7 protein-coding genes are annotated in these 13,207 nt (G+C 35.4%); 4 read left to right on the plus strand and 3 right to left on the minus strand.

Going from position 1 to position 13,207, the window contains the following annotated elements; genetic code table 11:
* Positions 1–690 precede the first annotated feature (690 nt).
* Positions 691–1,047 (minus strand): hypothetical protein, encoded by a 357-nt coding sequence (locus KXJ69_RS06625; protein WP_219052186.1) that lies wholly within the window; start codon positions 1,045–1,047, stop codon positions 691–693.
* 516 nt (positions 1,048–1,563) lie between these two features.
* On the opposite strand from KXJ69_RS06625, the gene KXJ69_RS06630 reads away from it, so the two are divergent.
* Positions 1,564–3,993 (plus strand): patatin-like phospholipase family protein, encoded by a 2,430-nt coding sequence (locus tag KXJ69_RS06630; protein WP_219052187.1) that lies wholly within the window; start codon positions 1,564–1,566, stop codon positions 3,991–3,993.
* Between the two features lie 53 nt (positions 3,994–4,046).
* On the opposite strand, the gene KXJ69_RS06635 is transcribed toward KXJ69_RS06630, so the two are convergent.
* Positions 4,047–6,908, minus strand: coding sequence for a M16 family metallopeptidase (locus KXJ69_RS06635; RefSeq protein ID WP_219052188.1), 2,862 nt, complete (start codon positions 6,906–6,908; stop codon positions 4,047–4,049).
* Positions 6,909–7,062: 154 nt separating this feature from the next.
* Between KXJ69_RS06635 and KXJ69_RS06640 the strand changes: the two genes are divergently transcribed.
* The 3 genes from KXJ69_RS06640 to KXJ69_RS06650 all read left to right on the plus strand — a co-directional run bounded on the left by KXJ69_RS06640 (position 7,063) and on the right by KXJ69_RS06650 (position 11,632).
* Positions 7,063–8,928 carry a glutamate-cysteine ligase family protein gene (locus KXJ69_RS06640; protein WP_219052189.1) on the plus strand — a complete coding sequence of 622 codons (1,866 nt, stop codon included), beginning with the start codon at positions 7,063–7,065 and terminating at the stop codon, positions 8,926–8,928.
* Entirely contained in the window at positions 8,903–10,123 is a 1,221-nt protein-coding gene (locus KXJ69_RS06645; RefSeq protein ID WP_219052190.1) for a succinylglutamate desuccinylase/aspartoacylase domain-containing protein, read from the plus strand. Before KXJ69_RS06640 ends, KXJ69_RS06645 begins: the two co-directional genes overlap by 26 nt.
* 75 nt (positions 10,124–10,198) lie before the next feature.
* Positions 10,199–11,632, plus strand: a complete 1,434-nt coding sequence (locus KXJ69_RS06650; RefSeq protein WP_219052191.1) for a hypothetical protein — start codon at positions 10,199–10,201, stop codon at positions 11,630–11,632.
* A 32-nt stretch (positions 11,633–11,664) separates the two neighbouring features.
* On the opposite strand, the gene KXJ69_RS06655 is transcribed toward KXJ69_RS06650, so the two are convergent.
* Entirely contained in the window at positions 11,665–13,206 is a 1,542-nt protein-coding gene (locus KXJ69_RS06655; protein ID WP_219052192.1) for a YifB family Mg chelatase-like AAA ATPase, read from the minus strand.
* Position 13,207 lies beyond the last annotated feature (1 nt).

Below are 13,207 nucleotides of genomic sequence, written 5' to 3' on the forward strand. Positions count from 1 at the left end.
CCAAAAAACCAATTATAAAGCAAGAATACATAAATAAATTAGAAATCAAAACTATATAGACCTGCAGCTTTACAAAAAGTAAATTTCCAGTAGATACATTAAAATAATCTGAAAAAATGGCCAAAGGTGCATTGACTAAGTTAAAAACAAAAACACCAACAGCAATATACATTGGGAGATGCGTTTTAAGTTGTAAAATTAAATCCGACTTGAGTAGCTCATAAAAAAACTGAAAAATAACTCCCAAAATTATAAAAGTACCAGCTATAACCACAAAAGAGGAGTTTTCAAAGAAAGAAGTCTTAACAAATTGAAAATAAACCGAAGTTAAAAGATATAGTACCAATGTTATTTTCGCAATGCTTTTAAAAAATTTGTTATTAATATAATACAAAAAATATAGACATATTAAAATAGGATTAATAATATCGTAAAAATTATAAACCCAAGTATTACGCCTAAAAGGTGAGTTTTCGATAAAGGAAAAGTATTGATATTTCGAATAGTATCCAATAACCGAATAACTAGCTATAATTTCAAGTAAAACGACTACCCCCAAATAGGCAACTAATAATTTAAGAGGTCTACTTGGTTCATTCCTTTTTAAAAAAAATATGCTTGCTATAAATGAAAATATAACAAATAAAAACGCCGAAAAAGAAAATATAAAATAATCGCTAAGTCCCAATACTAATAACTATTAGGAGGCCATCCCCCCTGGGTTCTATTTAATGGATCTATTTCGTAATTATTGTCAGAATCTTTACTGACACCAATTGTTGGGGCAAGAAAGACCGTTGCCTTTTTATTTTCTAAAGTATCATAGGCAGCAAAATAAATTCTAATTCCAGGGTCTGAAACTCCTTGCCTAGTTGATAATTCTTTTACATATGCAACATATTCTTCTATTTCCTTAAGGCTAAAAGTAAAATCTTTTACATCCTTAAACCCTGTTGCTATCTCAATTTCAGAAACCCTTGTTCTATTCCAGTTTCCCTGAAGTTCCTTTGCTTCAGACACACTAATACAATTCTTTGGTTTTACCATCACACTTTATTTTTAAGTTTTATTAGACCAAGTAAGTCATTTATAAAATCTCTGACAAGTTGAAACTAAAAAAACAGGAAAAACCCTGTATAATCTCACAGGGTTTTTCCTGTTTTTAATAAGTTATTAAACTCCTTTTTCCTATTAAATTAACCCCAAATTATTAGTTAAATAGCTGTTGATTTAATTAAATACTAAATTTTGATATTAAAAAATTACGATTTAATTGTGAGAAAAGTAATATATTCAAGTAAATAGGGGTAAATACCCCTTGTATCAGCTAGTCGATATCCGTACATTAGATTATTATTTTTCAGAAGTTTACAATAGAAAAAAGTAATGACCAGTTTTTTTAAGGATATATTAAGGTTTTTTTTGCGGAGTATTACTTGTCTTTTTAAATACAACTGTCTCATTGTACAACTTGAGCATTTAAAAAAGTCTTTTAAAAACTTCTTTAAAGCCTCCGTCTTAAGCTTAGTAGTTATTGTAATAATTTTATTATTGCTCACAAAAATGGATCAAGCCTTTACCATGATGGTTGATTTGGTCGAAAATCAAAATTCTAAATTCTCTTTACTTCTTTCTTTTCTCTTTATAAATGCACTTGCCATAGTATTGTCCCACTACCCTATTTATACCTACTATGCAGCAAATCTAAATAACTCGGGAGATTATACTGTTTGGCATAAGATACTTCCCTTTAATTTTTGGCCTCTCAAAAAATTTCCTGCGTTTATCTATACGACAAATAAGCAAAGCACCTATCAGCCAGATAACTGGGCAAATTATCTTCGTTATTCTATTGGGATATTAATACATGGTGTTTGGATCCATTTTATAATAAACAGTTTTCAACCCAATCTTATTTTTGAAAACTTCCCGTTGCCTGTTGTAAAAACAATCATTTATCTTTTATTACTCGTTCCACTCATAGCATACATTTACGTAAAGGAGAAGTTCACTTTTTATCAACGAACCACAGAGAAAGATGGTACGCCTCTAACCAAAGAAACCTTAGAAAAAAACGCCAAAAAACTAAAAGTCTATTACAAAAGATTAGGAATAGGGTATTTCTTTGTTGGATTTATTTGTTTGCTCCTTTTAATTATCACCATTTTCATTGCAAATTTTAGTCCTGGAGGATTTGTTATCATGCTACTTACGAGTTACGCTTTTATGTTTAACTATGTATTTTTTAGAATTTTACGAACCTCCTCTTCAAAAGTAAAAGCCACATTAGAAAGTCCATTACTCTTACCTATTTCCCTTTTTATTGGAATCATTCGGTACTTCGAAAAATCTGAAAACTACTTATCCTTATTTAATTTTAATTTTATTGTTTCAATTGTAATCCTTGTTTATTCAACAATTGCTAGTATTAAAGGTTGGGGACTTACGAACGGAATACCTATTTTATTAGCATTCTTTTATTTCTACTATTTTATAATTGCAAGCCTAGGAAAGTATTTCTTTGTGGCTAAAAAACTAAATCTATCGGCTACAAGAAGGTACAAAATTATATTTGGAGTTTTTGCATTATTAATTGTACTAGTTATTCTAAGCAGAGTAACTAACATTGAAACTCGAACTCACGAGCTTGATTTGGTCGAAAACACTAAGTTTCCTGTAAACGAACTTCAGTTTTGGGACAGTATTCAAAAAAAACAAAACCCTACCCTATTTTTTATTGCTTCTCATGGAGGCGGATTAAAAGCGAATGTTTGGACACTTAATGTGGTAAATACACTTCAAAAAGAAACGCAAGGAAAACTTTTGGACAATACATTAGCCCTTTCTGGAGCCTCTGGAGGCTCCCTTGGATTAGCTTTATATACCGGATTGTATCGTGAAGATGGATTAAATTTTGACAAAATTCAGCAAAAGATAGATACCCTTTCTAGGCAAAACTATACCTCTATAGATTTAACCTTCACATTTGGAGTTGATTCGTACCGAAAAATTTGGCCATTCAATCAAAAGTTTCGTTTACGAGATCGGCCCTATTATGCCATGCGTAAGTATCAAAACCATATCGAAGACCAAACATCCAATATTTTGTATGACACCTCCTTTCGGGATTATTGGAAGCAGGCCTTTCAGAAAACGGGTTATTTTCCAAGTTTAATTATGAATACTGCAAGTACAAAAGGGAGTCGCGGTATTTTGTGGTCCGTAAAACCCAACGATTTTAATGCGATTTTTCCCTTTGCCGAAAATCTAGCAGAATTAAATGGAGAGAAAACCCTTCCATTTTACCAGGCCGTTTCTACTACCAATAGGTTTCCTGTCTTTAGCCCCGCCGCCAAAATCCCCGGTTACGGCCATTATATAGATGCCGGAGCCATTGACAATAGCGGACTTCTAGGCTGTTTGGATCTTCACAATTATTTACTACGGAATGCGACATTTTTAAATGAAAAAAAGATTGCTTACATCGAAATAATTAATAGCAAAAGCCTGTATATAAATTATTTGGTTGAAAAATTTAAAAAAGAAAATGGAATAGAACATATAACCAAAAATGAAGTAGAAACCGATAACATTGTGGCAGACCTCCAAACAGGATTAAACCTTGATAAAATCCCAGGATATTTAAGTGATTATCTTGCTAATTGGGAGACTTCTCAGCCTGATAAAATTCAATATTTCCAGCTATTTATGCCGCATAAGGTTTCGGTCAGTGATGTGGAGGGATATCTAAATGGTGAAATAGCAGATGAATCTGTTAAAGAAAAACTATCCCATTTTCTAGCCGCCGAAAACAATGAAATTTTAACGCTAACCGAAAAACCAGACAAAACCTTTTTTGAACCTTGGGAATTTTATGAGCCTACACTTTCCCGTCATTTAAGTAAAAGTAGCTTAGCCTATGTAAAAGCTATTTTGGAGCACCCCATGTTAAGGAAGCAATTTGCTGAAATTACTGCATTGATAAATCCATAAATGTATAAAAAAGGGACACTTTTCAGCATCCCTTTTCAATATTTAAAAATTAACTACTGTTTTACATTTTTCATTTTTACTTCTTCGCCATCTTTATCTACAAGCATGACTTCGTCAAAGCCCATTTTTTTAAACTGTGGATATTGGGTAGTGGCATCACCTACTACCAAATACGCCATTTTAGACTCGTCGAGGTATTTATTGGCAAGTTCCTTATGTTGCTCTAAGGTCATATTTTTAATTACCGCTTCCTCGTCTTCAATGTAGTTGGGGGAAAGTCCGTAATTACTCATTTCCTGTAACATTCCCAATAAAGAGAATTGAGTTTCAAATCGGCGAGCGTTGGATTTAATCAATGCATTTTTAGTGAAGTTTAAATCTTCTTCCGAGATTCCTTCTTTATACTTCGCTATTTCGTCTTTAAAAATCTTTACCGATTCTCCAGTAGTATTGGTACGCACACTAGAAGATGCAGTAAAAGTTCCGGGTACTTTACCACCACTAAAACCTGTTCGAGCACCGTAGGTATATCCTTTTTCTTCACGAAGTATCAAGTTTACATTTCCGCTAAAAGAGCCTCCTAACTTGTAATTCATAACCTCTGCAGGATAAAAATCTTTATCATTTCGAGATAATCCCACATAACCAATATTAATCACCGATTGCTTGGCATTAGGAATATCCACAAAATACAAAGAAGACTTATCTCTGTTATTTGTGATTGGATATTCTGGAATGGTTACTTCCTTAGCAGCCCAACCTTCTTCAATTCCTTTTAAATTGGCAAGTGCTTTTTCTTTATTGATTTTACCCACTACATGGAATTTTGAAATAGAAGGTGAAAAATTCTTGTTGTAGAATGCTTTTAAGTCATCTATAGTGATAGCCGTTACAGATTCCTCAGTACCAATAGAAGGATAGCTAAAAATATGATCCTCACCATAAAGTAGCTTATTGTATACATTATTTGCAACGGTATTTGGATCTGCTGCAGAACGCTTAATTTGGTTAATAGTAGCCGTTTTAATTCGTGCAAATTCTTCTTCGTCCCAACGAGGCTCTAATAGAATTTCCTTCACCAAATCCATGGTTTTATCAAAATTACGCGTTAACGTATTTCCTTGAATAACAATAGACTCATTTGAAGTATACATACTAATACTAGCACCCAACATTTCAATTTCTTCTTCTAACTGCTCTGGCGTTTTGGTAGCAGTACCTTCCATCATGATATCAGTCATTAAATTGGCAACACCATTTTTATTTTTGTCATCGAGTAAATGTCCACCGTCTATTACTAGACTGAAGTTTACTGTTGGAATTTCATTTTGCTCAATACCATAGACTTTAAGTCCATTAGCTAATTCAGCATTCCAACTTGAAGGAATATTTAATTCTGGTGCTGGACCTTGTACTGGCTCTACAGAACGATCAAAATTAGAAGGTGTTTTTGCAATTTCTTCTTCTTTGTCTTCAATTACTTTCTCTACATTCTCCTTAATTTCTTCTTCTACCACTGGGGCTTTTTCAGAATTTTCCGCAATAAGAGTCATTTGCCCTTTTGGTACAAAACTAGTCATTACAAAAGGCTTGTCTTTAATGTATGTGTTGTACACACGCAATACATCTTCCTTGGTTACTTTTTTAATGTTTTCGATATCCTGCTCGATAAATCCAGGGTCACCTGCAAACACATTATACTGACACAACTGAAAAGACTTCCCTAACACACTACTAATTCCATTGTAAAACTGTGTTTCAAGCCCAGCTTTAATACGCTCTACATCGCGATCTGTGACTCCTTCTTTTTCAAACAATGCAAAGGATTCAAAAATGGCACTTTCCACATTGTCTAAATCCACTCCATCATTGGCCGTAATACGAATATGAAACTCCCCTGCAATTTGTTGTGTATTACTATATGCGGATGTTCTTGATGTAAGTTCTTTCTCTTTCACTAACACTTTATACATAGGAGCTTTCTTTCCGCTGGAAAGAATTTCGGCAAGAAAGTCTAATGCATACGCATCGTCTGTATATTGTTCAACCGTCGCCCAAACCATATTCAATTGTGGCGCTTGTGCAAAATTATCTTCGTGATAAAAACGCTTTGTTTCAGCAATCGTAACAGGTTGTGGCTTTAATGGCTCTACTTCTTGACGTCTTTTAATTTCGCCAAAATACTTTTCTATCATGGCTTTGGCTTCTTCCGTTTCAAAGTCACCTGCTAACACCAAGGTAGCATTGTTAGGCCCGTAGAAACGATCATAAAACTCTTTAACATCTTCTACGGTGGCGTTTTGCAAATCGACTAACTCCCCTATCACCTGCCAGTTGTATGGATGCCCTTCTGGATAGATGTTTTTGTCCAACACCCAATTGGTGTGCCCGTAAGGATTGTTGTCTACACGTTGTCTTTTTTCGTTTTGAACCACTTCTTGTTGATTGTAAAAAGCAGATTCGGTTACGGTATTGATTAAATACCCCATGCGATCACTTTCTAACCACATTACCATTTCCATGGCATTCTTTGGAACTACTTCGTAATAAATGGTTCCGTCTTTCCAGGTTCCACCATTTAAAGTTCCTCCGGCATCTTGAATTTTTTTAAAGAATTGGTCTTGGCCCACATTTTCAGATTCCTGAAAAAGCATATGCTCAAATAAGTGCGCAAATCCGGTACGGCCCGCTTTTTCACGATTGGATCCAACTCCATACTGAATGGCTAATGAAATAATGGGGTCACTCTTATCTTGGTGTAATACAACATCCAGCCCATTGGCTAATTCGTATTTTTCGAAATCGATAGAAAGTTTTGCTGTTTCTTCTGGAGCTTCGTTCCCTTTTTTGCAGGCAACAAATAAGAGCCCTACAAAAAGAAACAATAGTGTTTTTTGAAAGTTTTTGAAATTCATTTTTTTGATTGTTTAATTGGCATTAAATATACTATCCATACAACGACGATTCCCTTAAAATAGTGTTAAATAGATTTGTAGAATTAACAACTGACCTTTATCATATTTTTTGAGTATTGATTTTCTCAATTTAGAGCAAGCAAAATTTGAAGGTATGGGAGAACAAAAAGTAAGCCTACAAAGGAATAGTAAAACGCAAACCCAGTTTGTTGAACATTTATTACAGGATATTGAGGCACTCGAATATATGCTGGAACATAATATATTTGAATCTGGCATTACACGTATTGGAGCAGAGCAAGAATTCTGTTTGGTAACAAAAGATTGGCGCCCTGCAAATAATGCAGATCCTATTCTTGAGGAAATAAACGACCCCCATTTTACTACAGAATTAGCTAAATATAATTTGGAAATTAATCTTGATCCAGTAGAATTAAAAAAAGATTGTTTTCAGGTAATGAGAAATCAGCTTGAAAGCCTATTAATTAAAGCAAATGTTGCGGCAAAGAAGAACAATTCTAAAGTAGTACTTACAGGAATTTTACCTACCATTACACAAACACACTTAAAGTTAGATTATATAACAGAAAGGCCACGTTATCTCGCCCTTAATGAACGATTAATGGCGCAGCGTGGTTCTCATTTTCATTTACATTTAATGGGTGTAGATGAATTAAGCATACAACACGATTCGGTTTTATTTGAAGCCTGTAACACCAGTTTCCAGTTACATCTTCAAATAGATCCAGATGACTTTATTTCAAGTTTTAATTGGGCGCAAGCTATTGCTGGCCCAGTACTAACGGTTTGCACAAATTCGCCTCTACTGTTAGGAAGAGAATTATGGAGCGAAACCCGAATTGCACTCTTTAAACAAAGTATTGATACCCGTCATACCACTTTAGCACTTAAAGATCAAATGCCACGTGTATCCTTTGGTAGTCATTGGGCAACAGGAAGTATTGTTGACATTTACAAAGAGAATATTGCACAATACAAATCGGTTTTAGCACAGGAAATAGATGAAAATTCTATGGAAGAGATTAAAAAAGGAAACATCCCAAAACTTAAGGCACTTAGTCTTCATAATGGCACGTTGTATCCTTGGAATAGAGCCTGCTATGGCGTGGGTGGAGGAAAGCCTCATTTACGAATTGAAAACAGATATATTCCTGCAGGACCTTCGGTATTGGATGAAATGGCAAATTTTGTTTTTTGGGTAGGACTTATGAAAGGACGTCCAAAAAAATTTGATGATATGTCTAAAGTCATGGATTTTAGAGATGCAAAATCAAATTTCATTAAAGCCGCCCGTTACGGAAGTGAGGCCTTGCTACGTTGGGAGGGAAAAGAGTATACTACCAACGAGTTACTTAAAACTGTACTTCTTCCTATAACTAAAAAGGGATTACTTAATAGTAATATCAATAGTGATGACATTGATTTCTATTTAAAAATTATACAGGACAGAATTTCTTTAAAAGGAGGTTCAAAATGGATGATTTCCAACCTTAGAACCTTAAAAGAAAAACAAAAAACCGATCAAGCTCTTAGGTTAATTACCCGATATACCTATAAAAATCAGAAAAAAGGATTTCCAGTTTCTCAATGGAAAAATATTCCTACAAAAGTTCGTTTAAAAGATTTTACCCCATGGGTCGGTCATGTTATGACTACGCGTTTATTTACAGTAAAAGAATACGATTTAGCTTCTTTGGCAACTAGTATTATGGAATGGAAAAACATTCATCATATGCCTGTAGAAAATGAAAACGGTAAGCTTTGTGGTTTGCTTACTTGGACCCATGTTAAAAAAATGAAATCGAAAAAGATGGATAAAAACGTCACGGTTAAAGATATTATGGTTGACAAAGTTATTACTACAACTCCTACCACTTCTATTGAAGAAGCCATAACGGTAATGAAAGAGAACCTCATTGGATGTTTGCCTGTAATACAACATGAAGAACTCATTGGAATTGTAACAATTAAAGATGTCCTTGTTTTTGACCATGAATAACACCCAAACAGAACAAGTTCATACCAAAAATAGATTTAAAAGAATTATTGGAACTTTTAAAGGAAATAACTCAGGTCCTACCCTAGTCTTCATTGGAGGTATTCATGGGAACGAATCTAGTGGCGTTTTAGCTCTTGAGAGGGTGCTAGAGTCTTTACAAGGAAAAGAAGCAGAATTCTCTGGAAAAATAATTGCATTGGCTGGAAATCTAAAAGCCTTACAGCATAAAGTACGTTTTATTTCAACAGATTTAAATCGACTATTTACAATTGAAAAAGTAAATGAAATTAGAACAGGAAAACAACAAACCCTTGAGGATGAAAAAGAGCAAATTTCACTTCTAAAAGAATTGGATCGGATTATCCTTACCGAAAAAGAGCCGCTTTATTTCTTCGATTTACACACCACATCTAGTAAAACAGAACCTTTCTTAACCATAAATGACACCCTATTAAACAGAAGTTTTACAAAAAACTACCCCTTACCTATAGTTTTGGGAATTGAAGAATACTTAGAGGGACCACTACTTAGTTTTATAAATGAGTTGGGCTATGTTGCCTTTGGTTTTGAAGCAGGCCAGCATACTTCAAAAAAAGCATTAGAAAACCATATTTCCTTTATTTATGTATCCTTCATGATTGCAGGATCCTTGTCTGAAAGTGATAAGAACTGCAAGTTACACTTCTATAAACTACTGAAGGCTACTATTCAAAAAGATAAGTTCTACGAGATTATTTATCGGTTTAAAATTGAGGAAAAAGCTAGTTTTAAGATGCATGCTGGTTTTGAAAATTTCCAAAAAATTGATAAAAACAGGGTTTTGGCTGAAAATAATTATCAGGAAATTTATAGCCCGTATTCTGGTTCGATTTTTATGCCATTATATCAAGGAAAAGGGAATGACGGATTTTTTGTCATTAGAAAAATTCCCAAGGTATTTTTAACCCTTTCAAAATGGCTTCGAAATGTAAAGTTAGATCACTTATTGGTATTACTTCCTGGAGTAAATTGGCAAAATAAAAATAAAGAGGCGATGGTAATCAATCTTACCGTAGCTCGTTTTTTTACAAAGCAATTTTTTCATCTATTAGGCTATCGAAGTAAACGAAAGGATAGTAAACAACTAATAATGAAAAATCGCGAACGAGCTTCAAAAAAGGAGATGTACAAATCATCACGATGGTTCAATAAGTGATTGAAATTTAAGTATTTATACGTATTTGTTTTCGACTTGGTCAAATTTAACTTGGTTCCGTTAAAACAACCAAATATGAAAACTTCAATCAAAAACCTGTTCACGTCTATTTTACTAACCTTAGGCTTACTTTTTTCTATTTCGGCCTGTAAAGAAAAAGAAAATAAAAAAGAACCGGTTGCCTATGAAGAGGCAACCGTTAATAGTACTTGTAATTGTGAAACGAGTTGGTTCCCTCACGATCAAACCCCTGCTCCTGAAGAAGGAAAGGGCAGTCCGTTTGATACTACCAGTACGACCAACTGTATTTTTCACCAATGGTCTTGGCAAAAATTTTTGTATTTAACGAAACCTAGTGGCAACGGTAAACCCGTCTTTCTTAATGATTTAATACAGGTAGATAGTAAAATGGAGACCGTCATGCAGCAAGCCAGTGCCAGTCTGGTGCTAACCGATACAGCACAAGCTGGGTCACAAGGTGTTTTAAGAAGCAATCCTACCTTAAGTGCAAGCAAAAAAGAACAAACTGTTTTCTATGGAATTTTTATCGATTCTACCATGCAAGCTGCCGCAAAAAAATATAATATTGAACTCTTAAATGGTTCGCTTAAACCAAATAATTCAGCTTCATTTCCAGTAAGTTCCTTGGAGGTTAAATCTTCTTGGATAACCACCGCAAGTATTCCTGAAGCACAGTTAAGCGGGTATTACGTAACTGAAGCTGCCATACTTCAAAAAGATGGTTCTTATAAAAATACTTCGGTAGCATTTTTAGGGATGCATGTAGTAGGGGTTGTTGAAAACCATCCAGAGTTTATTTGGGCTACGTTTGAGCATAACGATATGGCTCCTATTATGGATTGGAATACTCTTACAGCATCTTCAGAAAGTGATTTATTGTTTTTTGGAAAAGGAACAGCGACCAATCTGGATGGGATTATCTGGACAGGAAAAACTCCAAAGACACCCAATCAAAATTACACACTATATCAATATGGAGTGCCAAAAGTAAAAGGAAATAGTTTTATGAGTACCAGTCAACAGGAGCCTGAAAATTTCGACAACATCACTAGTATTAACGCTTGTGTGGAAAGCAGCTTAAACGATGTTTGGAACAATTATTTTTACAATGGTTCCCTCTGGATTAATATGGATGGCAAAACGCCACAAGAACAAGTTGCGCTTTTAATTTCGCTTAGCGGAAACCTTGCCAACTCTGCTCCTGGAGACGACACTAGAGGCTCTGTTAATGCCGCCAATAGTACTATGGAAACCTATGTGCAAACAGGTGGGAAATCGTTAGACAGTATCTCTGTCACCAATTTAGTAAGCTGTTTTAGTTGCCACAATGCTGAAAACTTTAGTAGTGGAAAACCTGTTTCTCCACTTTACATAAGCCATATATTTAATGGGTTTATCCAAGCCAGTCAAGGAAAAACACTTTCTGAAATCAATGCGATGAAAGTAAATGAGTTTAAAAACTTAATGATTGAGAAAAGTAAGGATTAATCAATCTAGGAAGTTGGGGTAGGTTTTAGAATTTACCCCAACCACCCATCTCTATCGAGACTACGGTATTGAATAGCTTCAGAAATATGGTTACCAGTAATACTTTCGGCATTTTCTAAATCGGCTATGGTGCGTGCTACTTTTAAAATTCGATCATAGGCTCGTGCCGAAAGATTTAATCGCTCCATAGCATTTTTCAGTAGCGCTAAAGATCCTTCATCTAACACACAAAATTTTCTAATTTGTTTTACACCCATTTGCGCATTGTAGTGAATATTTTCAAATTCCTCAAAACGCTTTGCTTGTATCTCCCTTGCCTTGGTAACACGTTCTCGAATGACAATGCTCTGCTCCCCTTTTCGGGTATCACTCAGTTTTTCGAAAGGAACAGGGGTCACTTCAATATGAATATCAATTCTATCTAATAACGGTCCCGAAATTTTACTTAAATAGCGTTGCATTTCGGCTGGTGAAGAGGTGACGGGCGCATTGGGATCATTAAAATACCCACCCGGACTAGGATTCATACTTGCCACCAACATAAAGCTTGCTGGGTAGGTTACCGTAAAACGCGCTCGCGAAATGGTAACATCTCGATCTTCCAAAGGTTGCCGCATCACTTCCAGCACACTGCGTTTAAATTCGGGAAGTTCGTCTAGAAATAACACCCCATTATGTGCTAAGGAAATTTCACCAGGTTGTGGATATTGCCCACCGCCCACGAGTGCAACATCACTAATGGTGTGATGCGGACTTCTAAATGGACGACTGGTCATGATGCCTCCCTTTTCCATGGTTCTACCCGCCACACTGTGAATTTTCGTGGTTTCTAAGGCTTCGGTTAAGGTTAAGGGTGGCAAAATACTTGGAAGACGCTTTGCGAGCATGGTTTTCCCACTTCCGGGAGGGCCAATAAGAATGATATTGTGCCCACCAGCCGCAGCGATTTCCATACAACGCTTAATGGATTCTTGTCCTTTTACATCGCTAAAATCGAATTCGGGGTTTTGGAGGTGTTCGTAGAATTCGGCCTTCATATCAACCGAAACCTGTTCCAATTCTTTTCCTTCGTTAAAAAAATCGATAACTTCTTTAATAGAGCTCACACCAAAGACTTCCAGTCCGTCAACAATAGCCGCTTCTTTTGCATTTTGTTCTGGTAAGATAAAGCCTTTAAACCCTTCTTTTTTGGCATTGATTGCAATGGGTAAGGCACCACGAATGGGTTGCAACGAACCGTCCAATGACAATTCTCCCATGATAATATAATCACTTAAGGAAAATTGTTCTAGAATTTGACCCGAAGACACCAAAATTCCCATGGCCAAGGTAAGATCATAAGCCGAACCCTCCTTGCGCATATCGGCAGGTGCCATATTAAGGGTAATCTTTTTTCCCGGAATTTTGTAGCTATTATTTTGAAGTGCCGCTGCAATTCTGTAGTTGCTTTCTTTTATAGCATTATCGGGCAGGCCCACTAAGTGATATCCAACGCCAATATCTGTATTTACTTCTACGGTAATGGTGGTTGCTTCCACACCAAAAACAGCACTCCCATATACTTTTGTGAGCATA

Origin of the sequence: Halomarinibacterium sedimenti, assembly GCF_019312585.1 — a bacterium.
GTDB lineage: Bacteria > Bacteroidota > Bacteroidia > Flavobacteriales > Flavobacteriaceae > Halomarinibacterium > Halomarinibacterium sedimenti.